The following is a 17,820-nucleotide window of genomic DNA, read 5'->3' as shown; positions in this document are numbered from 1 at the left end:
CCGATATCGGCTGTTGGTAACCCGTCAGCCGGAAAGGGCCGCCCTCGATGTGAGGACGGCCCAAGGCTCATGTCGTGATCAGGTCAGCGTGCGGCTCGTCAAGCCGCATCCTCGCTGAGGAAGGCGGGCAAGGACGACGGTTCATCGCTCTCGGCGTCGCTCAGAGAATCTTCGGCGGACACATCCCCCTCCTCGGTCTCCGGCGCTTCGCCTGCCATGTCGGCAACAGCCTCCGCCGCACCGGCAAACACCATCCCGTCGGGCAGCCAGCGCGTCGTCCTGACAACCGTTGCGGCGTCGAACCCTTCCGTCTCGCCGGCCGTTTCCGCGAAGGCCCGCTCCATCGCGGCCGCGATATCGCCCTTACGCTCGCGATTGCGATCTTCGGCGTAATCGTCGCCAATGAGCTTGCGCGCGGTAGCGACCGCATGCCCCTTGTTGACCCGACCCCAGTAATTCTGAGCAGTCGGGCGCCAGCAGGCCGCCACATCGACGTCAAGACGCGCGCCGATCTCCTCGATGATCGGGGAGGGGCGATTGTCGGAGGAAAGCTGCGGCTTGACTGCCAGACCCGTCGCCCAGGCGAAAAGCGCCTGCTTGGCGGCAATGGGCAGCGCCGACATCGCCCGGAAGTTTTCGGGCTTCTCCAGCGTAATCCAGTCGGTGGCGAGGCCCTGCTCCAGCGCCTCGAGCATCTTCTGGGCAACAGTATCCGAATGCAGCACCTCGCGGTTCTGCGCCTGGAAGGGCCGGATCGAGATATCGAGCGCCTCGTTGTTGTAGGACCGCCCCAGAGCCTGCTCGCAGAGCGCGTAGAGCATCGCATCGAACGCCACCTCGAAATCCGCCGCCAGATGCGCCCGAAGGATATGCTGACGCGTCGCGCGCAGATCGTCGGCGAGGCTCGCCGAAATCCCGTTCGCCTTGCGCAAGGTCGCGGCCGGGTCGGAGGTGGGCACCGGTGTCGAGGAGGTTGGCGGCGTCACGTTCGGGCGGACAGGAGACGGGGCATCACCCGCGTCAGCACTATTTTCGCTCGGGACGACCGCAGCGGGGATATCTTCTGGCCGCACGAGGCCTTTCTCGACACGCAGCGCGCCGTCATGACCGATGGTCAGAACCACGCCCGCGATGGCACGATCTTCGTCCGCGTAAGGCTGCCGTTCGCGTTGCAGGGCCTCGATCTCGCGCAGGCGCGGCTCGATGGCATAATATTCTTCCGTCTCCGCGTCCGTCCAGTCCTCGCCGTCATTCTTCGCCGCCAGTTCTTCCTCGCGCGCAATGAGACGTTCTTCTTCGGTGAGCAGGTCCGGATCGGGGTCGATGTCCTGCGGATAGACCCGCCCGAAGCTGCGAAACGCGCCGTAATCCACCGAGAGATGCACCTCGACCCATTTCCACGTTCCCTCGAAGGTTTTCGCCGCAGCCTGCAGCTTTTCGATGGCGAGACGCTCTAGGAGTTCGGGGTTCTCCATATGGGCGCTGGCGCGGTCGTCGAAGAGATCGCGCAGCAGAACACCACCCGCCGCCTCATAGGCCTCAATGCCGACAAAGCGCCCGATGGCCGAGTTCGCCGAATGGGCGGTCTCGGTAAGATGGCGTTTGATGCTTTGCGGATGGATGTGATAGCCGCCCTTCACTGCGTTCCAGACCGCCAGCTGGCGATCATGGTCGTCGGTCAGTGTGAAAGCCATCACGCATTCAAGGGTCAGATCACCCGCGCGGAACTGCTCGATGATCTCGGGCGCGACACGGGCGAGTTTGAGGCGGCGGCGCACCAGGTCGACGGAGACGCCGAATTTGAGCGCGATCTCGTCTTCGCTGCGGCCCTCGGCGATCATCGCCTCAAAAGCCTCGAACTGGTCGGCGGGGTGCATCGCCGCGCGCTGGAGGTTTTCAGTTGCAGAAGTAAGGATGGCGTTGCGCTTATCATCGACGAGGCAGGGCACGGGGTGATCGGCGGGGATGACGCTGTCCTCAGCGAGCTGCTTCAGCGCCTTGAGGCGACGACCGCCGGCATCGACTGCAAAACGTGTCTCTGACAGCGCATGAACCACCAGATTCTGTTTAATTCCGGTCTCGCGGATACTGACGAGGAGCTCAGCATCGTCGCTGGCGCTGGCCGCAACTTTTCGAACGTTGAGCGGGCTCGGCTCCAACTGGTCGAGCGGGATCATCCGGATGTCGGTCCCGCCGCCAGGCACGGACAACTCAGTGGCTTCGGTTTTCTTCGCAGTGGCGGGTTTCGGGCGGGTTGTGGTCTTGGCCATGGTCAGGGTCCTTGTCACGCCGGACCCGGAAGAGCCTCTCTCTATCCTTTCAAGCCCGGCACCCGGGCTTCCCTTTCTCTGGCTTTTTCTTGTGTTCCCTTACATGAGATCGTTTTGCACAGGCTTTGCTGTCTCCAAAGCCTACAGGCCTAGCTCACTGTTTGATTTTCCGAACCCACTTCCGCGAGCAAAATCTGCCGAATTGAGCTTTCAATTTTGACTTTACCAAATGTTGAAGCATCTCGGAAAACTGACTTCGTTTCGCATTCGAAGCAAATCAAGTCATGCTGACGGCCGACAACTTTTAGACCAACTGAACTTTCCCCGACATGGACCACATAGACCTCGCATGCTAGGTTCGCGCCTGCTTTCACCGGCGCATGGAATTGTAGGTCCATAGAGACAAAAGGCATGGCCGTGTTTCTTTCCGTGAGTAGAAAAAGCCAGCCCCGGCCTGAAAGCAAATCGTCCCAGAAAGTCTCGATCGCTTCCAGCGCGAAATTCGTAATCCGGCCAGTAAAGGCGATTCCCAGCTGGTCACAGTCGCCAAAGAAAATCCTGCGTTCGAAGGCAAATCGTGGTTTAAATTCTGTTTCTGGTACATTCATTGCAGCGTTACGGGCTCAACATTTCTTTGTCTCTGGTGCGTGACAGCGATAGGAAGGAATAGTTTTCCGGTCATTATGCCATGCGCCGGAATTCGGCGGGGGTCGCGCCTGTCATTTTTCGAAAAGTTCGACTAAAATGACTCTGATCTGCAAAACCGCAGTCAAGCGCGACCACTTTCAGGGGGGCATTACCCTTTCTCAGCATCTCCTGGGCCTTCGATATTCGCTTGCGCAAAACATATGCATACGGTGCCAACCCAAACTCCGCCTTGAACTGACGCGAAAAGTGAAACTGGCTGAAACCGATAGATGCGGCCATGTCTTCCAGACTGAGGTTTTCACCTAAGCAGCTTTCAACGAGATCGATGATTCTCTGCCTTTGAGCAGGGCTGAAGTTCGAGTTTGCGTCGCTGGTCAAAGAGACCTTGGCGTACTGACGCAGAAGGTGAACGGCGATCTGGATGCGCAGGGCGTCGATGATCAATCTCTGGCCGATTCCACCGTTCTTTAGCTCATTCTCTAGCAATTGGATGCAGTTCAGGATACAGGGGTCCTTCGCAGACAGACAATCATTGATCTCAATGGACTTCGGGTCACGATCAAAGACCGAAAGGGCCGTGTTTTCGAGTTCACTGTGACTGAGATAGACGTGTCTAACCGTGATAGGCTCGGACCAACTCCAAGTGGATTCCTCTGCACGCGTGAGCAAGGAAATCCTACCTTTCTCTACGCGCGCGCTTTGCCATGGGCCGCCACTCGTGCGGCGCATAGTGGTTGGCGCGCCATCATATGCAACAATCATATAGTCGCGCATGGGGGGAATTGCCGCGTCTTGTCGCTCATAACGATAGCCCTTCAGGGTAATGCCGTTCCAGTTGCACCCGGAACTGTCCAACGTAGTCGTGCCGGGAATCCATTCGGGTATCCGGTCCGGTGATATGAGCAGTCTTTCCATCTTGGCCTCCCTGAACTTTTTCACGATCGTCCGCTTGAGCTGAAATTTCGGCTTAGGTCGTCTCGCGCATCCGCGGTTCTTCTCGAACGATATTCGCTTGAGTCAATCTATCGATTTCAGCTTCTGTCAGTCCAGCCTCGCTAAGCAACTCCCTACTATGCTGCCCGAAGCGAGGCGGTGCCGCGCGAACCGCTCCGGGGGTACGCGACAAGCGTGCTGGCACGCCGGTGCCGCGGTAGGTGCCAACTGATACCACCATGCCGCGATGTCGGGTGTGTGGATGCTCCAACGCTTCATTCACATTCCGAACGACTCCGGCGGGAATCCCAGCTTTCAAAAGCACCGGCTCAAGTTTGAAGGCGTCATGTTGCACCAGGCACTCTGACAAGACCTCTGTCATCTCTGACCGATGCGCAAGACGCGCGGCATTGTCGGCAAATCGTGGATCGCAGGGCACCTCAGGTAGGCCAAGCACGTCACAGAGTTTTGCGAACTGACCATTGTTACCGATAGCCAGATAGAGTTTGCCATTACTTGTTTCGAACATGTCGTATGGTACGATATTTGGATGCCCATTGCCGGTCGCCATTGGTATCTGTCCGGACATGAGGGAATTAGCCGCTTGGGGATGCATCATGCTGATCGCGCAATCATATAGCGGCACTTCGATGGCTTGGCCCAATCCGGACCGGCCCCGTTCCAAAAGTGCGGCGAGAATAGCGTTACAGGCGATCAGACCGGTGCCGATGTCCACGATGGGCGTACCCATGCGTGTCGGGCCTTCGGAGGGATTGCCGTTGATGCTCATGAGGCCCGTCATAGCTTGTACCACGGCGTCATAGCCGGGAAAACCGCCAAGTGGGCCATCGGAACCAAATCCAGTCACATGGCAGAGTACCAGTCTAGGAAAACGTGCCCTGAGAACATCAGCATAACCAAGCCCCCATTTTTCAAGAGTACCAGACTTAAAATTGTGAACTAAAACATCCGCATCCTGAAGAAACCGCAAAATCAGGTCGCGCCCTTCCGGTTGCTGCAGATCGATAGCGATGGACCGCTTGTTGCGGTTGGCGCCAGAGAAATAAGCGCTGAGTTCATCATTGAAAGGCGGGCCCCAACTGCGGGTCTCGTCGCCCAGAGGCGGCTCCACCTTGATGACCTCAGCGCCATGATCCGCAAGCATTTGGGTGCAGTAAGGCCCGCCCAGCACGCGGCTGAGGTCGACCACCTTGATCCCGTCCAATGAGCCAGCCATCAAAGCGCCTCCTGATAGAGGCGCGACACATCTTCGGCTGTCATGTCGCGCGGGTTGGTCTCCAGCAATCGCGTGATACCGGTCACGACCTCATTAGCCATTCCGGGAATGGCTGCCTCGGTCACTCCGACACCAGAAAGTCGAGACTCAAGTCCGCTTTCGACTAGCATCCGTTCCATCTCGTCGATCAGGCCATGGGCCGCAGCCGCATCAGAGTTGAAAGGCCGCGAGGGCAGTAGTAACCGCGATAGACGAGCATATTCAGCTTCTGCAACGGGCATGTTGAACCTCATCACTGGTCCTGCGACCAGAGCGTTTGCGTGCCCGTGAGGAACCTTGAAACCTGTTCCAAGTGGGTATGACAAGGCATGAATCGCCCCCACGCTGGCATTAATGAAGGCCATCCCAGCCAGTGTCGCCCCCAACAGCATGGCCTCTCGCGCTGACAGGTCCGAAGGCGTTTCCATGACGATTGGTAAGTTCTGACCGAGAAGCACCAGCGCTTTGTCCGCCATTCCATCGGAAATGGGATTCTTTCTGGTGCGACTGGTTACTGCCTCAATGGCGTGAACCATTGCGTCTAACGCCGTGGCCGCTGTGATGTGACGAGGCATTCCCAATGTTAGCTTTGCATCTAGCAAGGCAACGTCAGGCAGAAGCTGCGGTGCATATACCGCTTTTTTTTCGTGGCTTTCCGAAGTCAGCACGGACACCCATGTTACCTCTGATCCGGTCCCTGCCGTGGTTGGCACCTGGATCAGTGGCAAGCGTTTATCGGTGACCTGATTAATCCCGATCATGTCCGTAATCGGTTGATCGTTGGCTACCGCCGCTGCGATGACCTTGGCAGTGTCCAGTGAACTGCCGCCGCCAAGTCCGATGATTCCGTCAGCACCAAAGGCCCGCGCGACCTCTACCGCGGCCTCGACGACAGCGATCGGGGGGTCCGCTTCGACTTTATGAAAAATCTCAACCTCGATGCCAGCAGCCCTAAGTGAGGCGGCTGCCTCGTCCGCAAAACCACAGGCCAATATGCCCGGGTCCGTCACGACCAGCGCACGGGTGCAAGACAAATCTTGCATCAGGCTGCCGATCCGGCCAAGCCCACCGCTCTCGCAGACGATCCTCGGGGTGGAAAGGAAATTGAAGTCCATAGTTTGTCTTCGCTCCTGTTAAGCTGCTGCAGTGCGGATCATATTCCGCGCGATCAGTATTTGCTGAATCTGGGTTGTCCCCTCGTAGATGCGGAAGAGACGCACATCGCGATAGAAGCGCTCGACCGCATATTCGGCCATGTATCCTGCACCGCCGTGGATTTGCACTGCGCGATCGGCCACTCGACCTACCATCTCACTGGCAAACATCTTGCAGCAGGCAGCATCAGTCGACACGTTCTGACCAGCGTCCTTGCGGCGTGCTGTTTCTTCGATCATGCAACGCGCTGCGAAGGCCTCGGCGCGACTGTCAGCCAGCATGGCTTGGATCAGTTGCTTTTCAGCGATGGGTTCACCGAATTGTTTGCGTTCCATCGCATAGGATAGGCTGTCACGGATCAGCCGTTCGGCGGCGCCCACACAGACGGCAGAAATATGCAGTCGGCCCCGGTCAAGGACTTTCATTGCTGTCTTAAAGCCCTTGTTCAGACGGTCCGGCCCGCCGATAATGTTCGCGGCAGGCACGCGGACATTGTCAAGGATGACGTCGCATGTGTGCGAGCCCTTCTGCCCCATCTTCCTGTCAGGCTGGCCAAGCGTTATGCCTGGCGTCCCTGCCTCGACGAGAAAGGCGCTTACGCCGGCAGAACCTTCCGCCTCTGGATTGGTCCGGGCAAAAACCGTGAATAGATCGGCACGCGGTGCATTGGTAATGTAGCGTTTCGTGCCGTTCAGAAGGAAATCGTTACCGTCACGCCGCGCCGTAGTGCGCAGACTGCCAGCATCCGACCCAGCATCTGGCTCGGTTAGGGCGAAGGATGCGATCATATCTCCGGACGCGAGAGCTGGTAGATACTGCGCCTTCTGCTCGTCGGTTCCATCGATGATGATTCCCTGAGAGCCGATCCCGTTGTTGGTGCCAACTAGCGACCGGAACGCAGGCGAAGCCTGGCCAAGAACGAAAGCGGCTTGCACTTCCTCTATCATCGACAAGCCGAGCCCGCCGAAATCTTCCGGGATCGACATGCCGAAAAGGCCCATCATGCGGATTTCATCGACCAGCATCGGCGGAATCACATCCTCGTCGGCGACGCGATCCTCGTAAGGGATTAGTCGCTCTTTCACGAAGCGGTCGAGCGCGTCGAGAAACTGGGAAAGGGTATCTTTATCAAGGGCCATGATGCTCTCTATTGTTCAGGGTGCGACCGCCGCAACGCGGCGGACAAGATCGACAAGGCGGTGCGCGACGTCGCTTTCGATCCAGTCGCGCGTAAGGGTTTGCGAAGGGCCACCGCAGTTGAAGGCAATAATGGGTGAGCCGTCCTTCGGCACGAAGGGCACCGCTACAGCGTTCACATCACGTTTCCACTCCGTGAAGGACGTGCAGTAACCGTGCTGTTGGTAGTCTGCGATAGCTGCTTCGATTCCGGGCTGCACATTCGGCCAGTTGTCGCCTTCATGTTCCTCCACAAGGGCCAGAATTCTGGCCCGCTCATCCGGGTCGTGCGCCGCTATGCAGGCGCGACCAACCGCGGTCGTGGCCAGTTTAATATGGGCACCAACCTCGATCGCCAGCGTGACGGCATTAGTGCCCTTGCACCGCTCCAGATAGACCATCGATAGCCGGTCACGACTGGCCATGGCCACCGGCATGCCTGTGTAATCAGCCAGCTCCTGCATAAAGGGCTTCGCCAGTTGCCGCAGCGGAATCCCTGCAAGGCAGGAGAAACCCAACGAAAGCACTGGAGGGGCCAGTCGATAACGTGCTGTATCCGGGTCGTAGCTGAGGTATTCCAGCTTGTTCAGTGTATAGGCCAGCCGGGAGACCGTCGATCTGCTCAGGCCAGTGCGCTCGGCCAACTCACCATTCCCCAGAGCTTCCCCTTCCCGCCGAAAGGCCCGCAACAGCTCCAAGCCGCGCGCCAACGCCGTGACAAAATCGCGGTCCTGTCTCTCGGCGTCCTTGGTGCGGTCTTTCCTTGGTCTCACGACATCCCTCCTCGGGAAGAATTATGCGTCTTGAAACACATCTAAACGATCGATAACGTCCGCGTCAATACTGTGGTAAACTTTTCCGCTATGCGGAAAACTAAAGTCGTCCATCTGGTCCCCTTCGTGCCGGATCCTGCGGATGACACAACTGAGCGAGGGCATAACGCCATGAAAGAAATGAATTATCCGACCATCCAGCACCTCATCGGACGGGACTGGATCGCTTCTCCCACGCCGGAGGATCGTGCAGTCATAAACCCTGCAAACGGGCAAACTATCGGACAGATTCCGCAGGCTAGCGCCGCAGATCTGGACCATGCGGTTCACTCGGCCGAATCAGCTTTTCGCCGATGGAAAAACAGCTCTCCCATGGAACGAAGTGCAATTTTGCGACGGTTTGCCGACCTGCTGCGCCAAAATGACAGACTGATCGCTGGCTGGATCACTCTCGATGAAGGCAAGCCGCTGGCTGAGGCCTTGGCTGAGGTCCGCGCCTCAGCTGACCACGTCGACTGGCACGCCGAGGAATGTCGGCGCATTTATGGGCGCATCATTCCATCGCGCAGCCCGGGGGTACAGCAGCTTGTCGTGCGCGAACCGATAGGCGTCTGCCTTGCCATCACGCCTTGGAATTTTCCGCTGAGCCAAGCGGTACGCAAGGTCGCGGCGGCGCTTGCGTCAGGTTGCACGATGATCTTGAAAGCCCCGGCAGAGGCTCCGGCGGGCTGCATGGCAATTGCGCGCTATCTGCTGGATGCAGGCTTGCCCGAAGGCTGTCTGAACCTTGTCTGGGGTAATGCGGCCTTCATTTCGGAAACTCTTATTGCGCGCCCCGAGGTGCGCAAGATCACCTTCACCGGTTCGGTCGAGGTGGGCAAGCATCTGGCAGAATTGGCTGGCCGCCACATGAAGCGGGCGACGATGGAACTCGGCGGTCACGCGCCCGTATTGGTGTTCGACGACGCCGATGCCACGGCCGCGGCGCGCGCCTTGGCGGGCAACAAGCTGCGCAATGCAGGCCAGGTGTGCATCGCCCCAACCCGGTTTTACGTACAACAAGGCATCTACGACCGATTTCTGTCCGAGCTAGTTTCAGCATTTGAGAGCGTAAAGGTGGGCGATGGTTTAACCGAGGGCACACAGATGGGGCCATTGTGTCATCGCGGACGCGTGAATGCGATGGAAAAGCTCGTCGAGGATGCCCGCGAAAACGGCGCACGGGTGTTGACGGGAGGCAAAAGGCTTGGAAATCATGGTAACTTCTATGCCCCGACAATCGTCGATACGCCCAACGACGACATTGACTTGATGCGCGAAGAACCCTTCGGCCCGATTGCTGTCGTCTCGTCTTTTCGTGACATAGAGGACGGACTGTCGCGGGCCAACGGGCTACCCTTCGGGCTGGCGTCCTATGTCTTTACCAATTCGTTAGAGCGTGCAGATAAAGCAGCTGCGGGTTTGCAGGCAGGTATGGTAAGCATCAACCAGTTCGGCCTCGCTCTGCCCGAGACTCCGTTTGGAGGCGTGAGAGACAGCGGCTATGGGACTGAAGGCGGGACGGAAACCTTCGAAGGCTATCTCATTACCAAATTTATCTCGCGCAATCGCGCGCCAGTGCTGTGAGGATGCCCATGCCTGTTGAATTAAGCTTCTCAAATGACGCAGCAATTCTGACCATAGACAATTCGCCGCTTAACCTAATCAACGCGGAGGTTCGGGCTGGAATACAACACTGTATCTTCAAAGTCCTCGAAACTGGGGCTACCAGGCTGATTATCACCGGCACAGGAACGACCTTCGTCGCGGGCGCGGATGCGAAGGAATTCGGTAAGTTGCCTGTTGATCCACAACTAAATGATGTGCTGATGCAACTTGCACACCTCCCGATTCCTACTATCGCAGCAATCAACGGGGCTGCGCTTGGTGGGGGACTAGAGATTGCTCTGGCTTGCTGCTATCGCATCGCCTCAACTTCTGCCAAACTGGGCTTGCCAGAGGTAAACTTGGGGATCGTGCCTGGCGCAGGGGGAACCCAAAGACTGCCGCGACTTATCGGTATTGAAGCTGCGCTTGACATGATTGTCACCGGGAAGGCTGTTTCCGCCGAGCAGGCACTGAAAATGGGACTGATCCAGCTGCTAGCCGATGACCCGCTTGGCGCGGCCATAGCTCTCGATGACGATGTACTTGAGGCGGCACAGGCACCCGACAATCTTCCTTCACCAAAGCCAAACCACGTCGCAGCGGAAGTCGCCCGAGCGCATGTAGCGCGGCGTATGCCTGGCCAGAATGCCCCGCAGGTTGCGGTGAACCTAGTCGCGACCAGTGCGACGACGCCGCTGCACGACGCACTAGCCAGCGAGCGCTCTGCGTTTTTGGACCTTCGTACCTCGGATCAGGCGCGGGCCCTTAGGCACGTTTTCTTCACCGAGCGTACCGCAACCAACAAGGGGCGCGCCTACCCCCGACCTTCCCGAGATGCTGAAACCGCCATCGTGGTCGGTGGTGGCAATATGGGCGCAGCTATTGCGTACACGCTGGCGACCGCAGGGATCTCGGTGACTGTCGTCGAACGTAGTGCCTCGTCCGCCGAGTGGGCCAGTAAAAACCTGCAAAAGCTGATTGATCAGGGTATCAGTCGCGGTATTCTGTCCGTCGATGCGGCAAAGACGGTTGAAGACCGGCTGGTTACGGTCTCAGGCTATGACGCTCTGCCACCAACCGATCTAGCAATCGAGGCGGCCTTCGAGGATTTTGCGGTTAAGACCGCGATCCTGACCGAACTCGAAGGCGCACTGCCACCCGAGACCATCATTGCCACAAACACATCCTATCTCGATGTAAATCGGCTCTCTGATGGGTTGAAACACCCGGCACGCTTTGTAGGGATGCATTTCTTCAGTCCTGCGCATATTATGAAACTTCTGGAAGTCGTCAGGAGCGACCGAACGTCAGACGGAACATTAGGTGCAGCACTTGTGCTGGCGCACAGGCTTGGTAAAATCCCGGTACTGTCTGGTGTTTGCGATGGCTTCATCGGAAACCGAATTTTGTCGAGCTACCGTCGCGCCGCTAATCGCCTTCTGGTGGAGGGGGCTAATGTCGACGAGATCGACGCGGCTATGCGCGGATTCGGTATGGCGATGGGTCCATATGCTGCACAGGACATGTCGGGGCTGGACATCGCCTACGCGAATATCCGTCGCAAGGCAGTTGCCGAAGGGAACTGCTGTGGTCACGTGCCCTTGGTCGAGCGGCTGGTCGAAAAGCACAAACGCCTAGGACGCAAATCGGGCGCCGGATGGTACGACTATGGGCCAGACGGCAAACCCTCACATTCGGAGCTGGTCGCTAGCGAAATACTCCGTGTCTCAGAAGAAATGAACTTCACTCGCCGCGAGTTCTCAGCTGACGAAATCGTAGAAAGGCTCTTGCTCACAATGGTGGCGGAAGCCTGCGATATCCTTGACGAAGGCGTAGCAGAAAAACCGCAAGACATCGACCTAGTAATGATTCACGGCTACGGATTTCCCCGCTGGCGGGGAGGCCTGATGCACCACGCCAAAAATATCGGCAAGGATCGGTTGACCGCGCTGTTTAGCGCGCTTGTCAAAGAGGACCCTTGCGACTGGAGGGTGCCTCGTTATTTAGAAAGGGTTTTCGCGACCTGACGGTCAAAGTCCCGCGCCATAAGGCGCTGCCCCAGCAACTTAACACAGTGCATCTTCGTCTCGACGCGGCTTAGGCGGTGATGGTCTTCCAAGACTTTGCGTTCTTACCTGGTGGGATAACGGCGTGGACGCCACGGTCCGCAATCGCGTCCTGGCATTTTCGTGTGTCATACGCACCGTCAGCCGTGACACTGCTGGTCTGCCGGGATCTGTTCAAGAAGGTTGGGTAACACTGGAGCGTCACCGATGTGGCTCCCGGTGATCTGAACAGCGCGCACTTCCAACGTTTGCTCGTCGATCCCGAGGTGGATCTTGCGCCAGACCCGTCGCTTGGGGCCGCCATGCTTGCGGGCATGCCACTCACCTTCAAGCTTGATCCCCGTGCTGTCCACCAACAAGTGCAACGGCCCTTTGGAGCCGCGATACGGGATGTTCACGGCCAGGGTCTTCTGGCGCCGGGACAGGGTGCTGAAGTCGAGCACCGTCCAGTCGAGACCGATCAGCCGCAACAGGCTCTCGACGAACCCGGTCGCCTGTCGCAAGGCCATGCCGAACAGGACCTTCATCGAAAGACAGGTCTGGGTCGCGGCGTCGCTGTAACTCTTCTGCCTGTCGGCACGGCCTCCCAGCTCATCTCGGGGTCAAACCAGATCGTCAGCGAGCCACGGCGCTTGAGCGCTTCGTTATAAGCGGGCCAGTTCATGGTCTTGTATGTCGGGGTTGTCGGTCTGCTCATGCACCTCAGCTACCACGCTGGATTCATAAGATGAGTCCGACACGGGATTTGTGCATGCATGCCCCCATTGGTGCAAGTGATTTTTTGAACGGCGCGAGCGTGTGATCGGGTGCGGTCATGTATCAGGCCTCTGTGTGCGGCGCTGATGTAACCGCGGGCCGGTATGGCGATGCGCGGACCAGAGGCATATCAACAAACCGAGCTCGGTGGCTCCTGCACAAATGCTGCTTTCTCTGACCCGGATCTGATCGATCCTTTGCCCTTACTTTTCAGTGACCTCCTCACACTCCCAACTTACCGGGACGTCGTGGCATGCCGTCTTCGCTATGCCATCGCCGCCACCGGATTCCGGTAATCCTCTTGTTTCATTATGATGGCCCAGAGGCCACGCGCCATCTTGTTGGCCAGCGCAATCGCGGCGACCCATGCGCGGCTTGCGGGTTAGTAGGCGTTTCAGCCAGCCATTATTCGGTGTGTCAAACCGCTCGACAGCCTGGAGGACAGCCATAGCGCCAGAGACCAAGAGTGTCCGGAGTCGCGCTGTCGCATCTTCGAGGTCTTCCCGAGCCGGGCTTTGCCGCCCGTCGAGTGCTGCTTCGGCACAAGCCCAAGCCAGGCGGCAAAATCGCACCCGCGCCGGAAGGTGGCCAGGTCACGGGCAAATGTCTCGATCGCAAGCGCCGTGACAGGAACCACGCCCGGCATGGTTTGTGTTCGGCGCACCAAGTCGGCTTTCTTGGCGGCACATCGCATCTTCGCGTCAAGCTCTGCAACACGCGTATTCAGCCCCTCAATCTGCCCCAGATACATCCGGCCGAGGTCACGAACCTCAGCATGCAGCGCGGTGTCATCACCTGCGATTGCGTCCGCGAGTCGCTTGAGATGGGCAGGCCCGCGGGCCGCGACCAATCCGTGTTCGGCGAGGTGGCCGCGTAAAGCGTTGATCATCTGGGGGCGCTGGCCGACAAACATCTGCCGCGTGCGAAACAGCATGGCACGGGCCTGCTGATCTTCCGTCTTCACTGCGAAAAAGCGCATGGTTGGACGCAATGCAGCCTCCAAGATGGCCTCTGCATCGGTCGCATCATTCTTCTGGCGTTTGACGAACGGCTTCACATAGACCGGCGGTATCAACCGCACGTCGCACCCCAGCTTCTCAAATTCGCGGCCCCAGCCATACGCCGTGGCCACGCCTCCATGGCGATCATGCATTTGGGTTGCTGTGCCACGAACGCGAGAAACTGGCCTCGTGAAAGCTTTTTGCGAAACGCGACTGACCCATCATTGTACGCACCATGCAACTGGATAACGCGCTTTGCCAAGTCGACACCGATAATTTTAATTTCGGACATAGATGCTCCTTCCTTCTGTGATGGCTTTTAACGCTCATCATAGTGGCACATTGCGATGCCGTCGGGAGGGGGTATCCACGCCATCAACAGAGCCTAGTAACGGGCATATCTGCCTCACGACAGGCTGAGCACGATCATACTATTTCCAAAGCAGGATTGTTCAATACATGGCGCATTTTTCGCCCTTACTCTGAGATAATTGGCGTATGCCGTTGACCGTTTGACGTCTTCGAGATTGGCGACGTCAGTTGGTGGCTTTGCCAAATGTTATGCTTGGGAGGATAAACATGGAAATCAGTAGAGAAGCGGATACGCTGCGGGCGCTTTATCAGAATTGGACCGATCAGATGGTCGAGAACCCAGACCTGACGATCGCGAACCTGCGCAGCATGTTCGATGAATGGGGGCAGCCCGCACTAGAGCCGGAAAACGTTAGCTACAAAAGCGATCATGTCGGAGGAGTTGAGGCTATCTGGGCCCTACCAGCCGGGGCAGATACCTCGCGTGTAATTGTTTACACTCATGGTGGCGGCTTTGCCGTCGGCTCAGCCGATAGTCATCGAAAAATGGCAGGGCACCTCGCTAAGGTGCTTGGGGTTACGTCGGTGATCCTGCACTATCGGCGCGCACCCGAGCACCCATTTCCGGCGCAGATCGAAGATGCAGTAGCCGCATACAAAGCGCTGCTGGATAAGGGTTTCAAGGCAAGAAATATTCTGACGGCTGGCGACAGTGCTGGCGGCAATCTTGCCATCGCCAGCGTGCTGAAGTTACGCGAACTTGGGTTGCCACTGCCCGGAGCGGTCATCGCCTATTCGCCCTGGCTCGACATGGCGATGCGCGGGGAAACACTGGAAACCAACGCGGAAACCGATGCGCTAGTCGGCAAACCGATCCTCGAAGCGATGGCGGGGATGTTCCTCGGTGAAGGCACGGATCCGCTTAATCCGTTGGCCAACCCGCTGGAGAACGATTTCACCGGTTACCCGCCGCTCTATATCAATGCCGGAGGGGCCGAGACGCTTAAGAGCGATGCCGAACGGTTGCACGAAAAGGCCAAGGCACAGGGCGTAAACGTGACCCTGTCTATCGTCGAAGGCATGCAGCATGTCTTTCCCGCGCTTTCGGGACGCGCGCCCGAGGCAAACGAGGAACTTGGTCGCATCGCCGCATGGTATCGGGCCCTCTGAGACCTGTACTCGCACTGCATTGCGGTGCGGTGCGAGACAAACCCCTACGAAACATTCATCTAGCATCTCACCCGCAATCTGCGGGGCGGAGCGGTCTTACTCTGGGAGGAGTGATATGAACATTCAGACTGAGAATACTAAAACGGTCGGAGCGGATTTTGACGCAGTCGTCATTGGCGCGGGCTTCGGCGGGCTTTACGCTGTCCACAAACTTCGCAACGAGCAGGGACTGAACGTCCGGGGCTATGACAGCGCCAGTGACGTTGGCGGCACCTGGTGGTGGAACCGATATCCCGGTGCGCTGTCAGACACGGAAAGCTATGTCTATCGCTATTCTTTTGACAAAGAGTTGCTTCGAAAAGGCCGCTGGAAAACCCGGTATCTGACCCAGCCCGAGATCCTCGAATACATGAACGAGGTAGCGGATCATCTCGATCTTCGACGCAGCTACAAGTTCGACACCAAAGTGGATGGCGCGCACTATAATGAAAAAACCGGTCTCTGGAACGTGATCACTGATAGTGGTGAGACAGTTACCGCAAAATACCTTGTCACTGGCCTCGGTCTCTTGTCCGCAACGAATGTTCCAAAATTCAAGGGCATCGATGATTTCAAAGGCCGTATCTTACACACAGGTGCCTGGCCCGAGGGAGTGGACTTGAGCAACAAACGCGTGGGCATTATCGGCACCGGCTCGACGGGTGTTCAGGTTATCACTGCAACGGCACCAATTGCAAAACACCTGACTGTTTTTCAGCGCTCTGCACAATATGTCGTGCCGATTGGGAACACCCCGCAAGACGATGCTACCATCGCCGAGCAAAAGGCGAACTACGATAATATCTGGAATCAAGTGAAGAATTCTGTTGTGGCCTTCGGCTTCGAAGAAAGCGCCGAACCCGCCGAAACCGCCTCGCCCGAGGAACGGGAGCGGGTCTTCGAAGCCGCCTGGCAGCGCGGCGGTGGTTTCTATTTCATGTTTGGCACCTTTTGCGATATTGCGACCAGCCAAGTGGCCAATGATGCGGCCGCTGACTTCATCAAGGGCAAGATCAAGCAAATCGTGAAGGACCCCAAGGTCGCAGAGAAACTGACGCCGAAGGACCTTTACGCCAAGCGCCCGCTTTGCGGAAACAACTATTACGAGGTCTACAACCGAGACAACGTGACCCTCGCCGACGTGAAGGCCGATCCGATCGCAGAGTTCACTCCGAACGGCATTCGTCTCGAAAGCGGCGAGGAGCATGAGCTTGACATCGTAATCTTTGCCACTGGTTTCGATGCGGTCGACGGCAATTACGTCAAAATGGACCTCCGCGGACGCGGAGGCGTGACCATGCGCGACACTTGGAAGGAAGGCCCACTCGGTTACCTCGGCATGATGGAGGTAGACTTCCCTAACTTCTTCATGATCCTTGGCCCTAATGGCCCCTTCACTAACCTGCCCCCCAGCATTGAGACGCAAGTTGAATGGATCGCTGACACGATTTGCGCAATGGAAGAAGAGGGGGTTCAAAGTGTGGAGCCAACCGTGGAGGCGCGCGACGCTTGGGTTGGCACCTGCCGTGAAATCGCCGACATGACACTCTTCCCCAAAGCTGAAAGCTGGATCTTCGGCGCAAATATCCCCGGAAAGAAGAATGCGGTGATGTTCTACATGGCCGGGATTGGCAATTATCGCAATGCCATTAGTGCGGTTAAGGAGGAAGGTTATACATCCCTGATCCGCGACCGCACTGCCGAGAAGGTGTAAAGAATTCCGTCGGGCATTAAGAAAACCCGGCGGAAACAATTAAATTTGTTCATGAACACTCAGGAGAGAACTATGGGACGGGTATCCGGAAAAGTCGCACTGGTAACAGGTGGCGCCATGGGCATGGGAAAAGCCCATTGTGAAACGCTGGCACGTGAAGGCGCGCATGTATTTGTAACCGACCGTGATACGGAAGCGGGTGAAAGCGTAGTAAAAGGTATCATTGGAGCCGGAGGGAAGGCGGAATTCATTCAGCATGACGTGACGCTTGAAGAAGATTGGAAGAATGTCATCTCCACGGTGCAATCAAGTGCTGGTCGACTTGATGTGCTAGTGAACAACGCTGGCATTCTCATTCTGAAGCCGCTCCACGAAACCTCGCCTGACGAATTTGACATGACGATCAACGTCAATGTACGCGGTGTTTATCTCGGTATCCGAGCCGCGGTTCCATTGATGAAAGAGACCGAAAAAGCATCAATTATCAATATTTCTTCAATCTATGGGATTGTTGGTGCCGCTTCGGCGGGAGCCTACATTGGATCCAAAGGCGCCGTACGGATGTTGACCAAATCCTGCGCAGTCGACCTGGCCGAAAGTGGCATACGTGTCAATTCGATCCATCCCGGTGTCATCGATACTCCCATGACAAAAGATCTGCTACACGCCGACGAAGAGACCCGGCAGGCAATTCTGGGGGCCACGCTGCTCAAGCGGCCAAGCAAACCTGAAGAGGTTTCGAATGCGGTCCTGTTCCTCGCATCGGATGAGTCATCGTTCGTTCACGGAGCAGAGATTGTAGTAGATGGCGGTTATACTGCGAATTGACAGAGACACATCCCAAGTAACGGCCTGGAACCCGGGCCGTTACTGCCATTGCAAAT

12 protein-coding genes and 2 pseudogenes are annotated in these 17,820 nt (G+C 57.4%); 5 read left to right on the top strand and 9 right to left on the bottom strand.

What is annotated here, in order from left to right:
- Positions 1–98 precede the first annotated feature (98 nt).
- From FIU92_RS22210 to FIU92_RS22180, 7 genes are all read right to left on the bottom strand, one after another.
- On the bottom strand, positions 99–2,270 hold the full coding sequence (locus tag FIU92_RS22210; RefSeq protein ID WP_009804227.1) for a ParB/RepB/Spo0J family partition protein: 2,172 nt from the start codon (positions 2,268–2,270) through the stop codon (positions 99–101).
- Positions 2,271–2,419: 149 nt separating this feature from the next.
- Positions 2,420–2,878, bottom strand: a complete 459-nt coding sequence (locus tag FIU92_RS22205) for a thioesterase family protein (protein WP_007120589.1) — start codon at positions 2,876–2,878, stop codon at positions 2,420–2,422.
- Between the two features lie 73 nt (positions 2,879–2,951).
- A complete protein-coding gene (locus tag FIU92_RS22200) occupies positions 2,952–3,833 on the bottom strand; it encodes an AraC family transcriptional regulator (protein WP_232272173.1) in 882 nt (293 codons plus the stop codon).
- A gap of 52 nt (positions 3,834–3,885) precedes the next feature.
- Entirely contained in the window at positions 3,886–5,088 is a 1,203-nt protein-coding gene (locus FIU92_RS22195; protein ID WP_007120591.1) for a CaiB/BaiF CoA-transferase family protein, read from the bottom strand.
- Positions 5,088–6,242, bottom strand: a complete 1,155-nt coding sequence (locus tag FIU92_RS22190; protein WP_007120592.1) for an iron-containing alcohol dehydrogenase — start codon at positions 6,240–6,242, stop codon at positions 5,088–5,090. Before FIU92_RS22190 ends, FIU92_RS22195 begins: the two co-directional genes overlap by 1 nt.
- Positions 6,243–6,260: 18 nt before the next feature.
- The gene (locus FIU92_RS22185; protein WP_007120593.1) at positions 6,261–7,421 is read right to left on the bottom strand and encodes an acyl-CoA dehydrogenase family protein; all 1,161 of its coding nucleotides are present in this window, start codon (positions 7,419–7,421) and stop codon (positions 6,261–6,263) included.
- Between the two features lie 15 nt (positions 7,422–7,436).
- On the bottom strand, positions 7,437–8,231 hold the full coding sequence (locus FIU92_RS22180; protein ID WP_009804224.1) for an IclR family transcriptional regulator: 795 nt from the start codon (positions 8,229–8,231) through the stop codon (positions 7,437–7,439).
- Positions 8,232–8,402: 171 nt separating this feature from the next.
- Here FIU92_RS22180 and FIU92_RS22175 point away from each other — a divergent pair, with 171 nt between their 5' ends.
- Entirely contained in the window at positions 8,403–9,857 is a 1,455-nt protein-coding gene (locus FIU92_RS22175) for an NAD-dependent succinate-semialdehyde dehydrogenase (RefSeq protein ID WP_235872047.1), read from the top strand.
- 8 nt (positions 9,858–9,865) lie between these two features.
- Positions 9,866–11,905, top strand: coding sequence for an FAD-dependent oxidoreductase (locus tag FIU92_RS22170; protein ID WP_040609072.1), 2,040 nt, complete (start codon positions 9,866–9,868; stop codon positions 11,903–11,905).
- On the opposite strand, the pseudogene FIU92_RS22165 reads toward FIU92_RS22170, so the two are convergent.
- A pseudogene (locus FIU92_RS22165) lies at positions 11,893–12,641 on the bottom strand (IS5 family transposase); the annotation flags it as partial. The gene FIU92_RS22170 and the pseudogene FIU92_RS22165 sit on opposite strands and share 13 nt — an antisense overlap.
- Before the next feature lie 324 nt (positions 12,642–12,965).
- Positions 12,966–13,993: pseudogene (locus tag FIU92_RS22160) on the bottom strand (IS110 family transposase).
- A gap of 287 nt (positions 13,994–14,280) precedes the next feature.
- On the opposite strand from FIU92_RS22160, the gene FIU92_RS22155 reads away from it, so the two are divergent.
- The 3 genes from FIU92_RS22155 (at position 14,281) to FIU92_RS22145 (ending at position 17,764) form a co-directional block, all read left to right on the top strand.
- The gene (locus FIU92_RS22155; protein WP_017468330.1) at positions 14,281–15,183 is read left to right on the top strand and encodes an alpha/beta hydrolase; all 903 of its coding nucleotides are present in this window, start codon (positions 14,281–14,283) and stop codon (positions 15,181–15,183) included.
- Positions 15,184–15,298: 115 nt separating this feature from the next.
- Positions 15,299–16,936 carry an NAD(P)/FAD-dependent oxidoreductase gene (locus tag FIU92_RS22150; protein WP_009804217.1) on the top strand — a complete coding sequence of 546 codons (1,638 nt, stop codon included), beginning with the start codon at positions 15,299–15,301 and terminating at the stop codon, positions 16,934–16,936.
- Between the two features lie 72 nt (positions 16,937–17,008).
- On the top strand, positions 17,009–17,764 hold the full coding sequence (locus FIU92_RS22145) for an SDR family NAD(P)-dependent oxidoreductase (RefSeq protein ID WP_009804216.1): 756 nt from the start codon (positions 17,009–17,011) through the stop codon (positions 17,762–17,764).
- Positions 17,765–17,820: the final 56 nt, after the last annotated feature.

It is taken from the genome of Ruegeria sp. THAF33 (assembly GCF_009363615.1).
In the GTDB taxonomy this organism is placed as follows: domain Bacteria; phylum Pseudomonadota; class Alphaproteobacteria; order Rhodobacterales; family Rhodobacteraceae; genus Ruegeria.
This window is presented reverse-complemented; position numbering and strand designations above follow the sequence as displayed.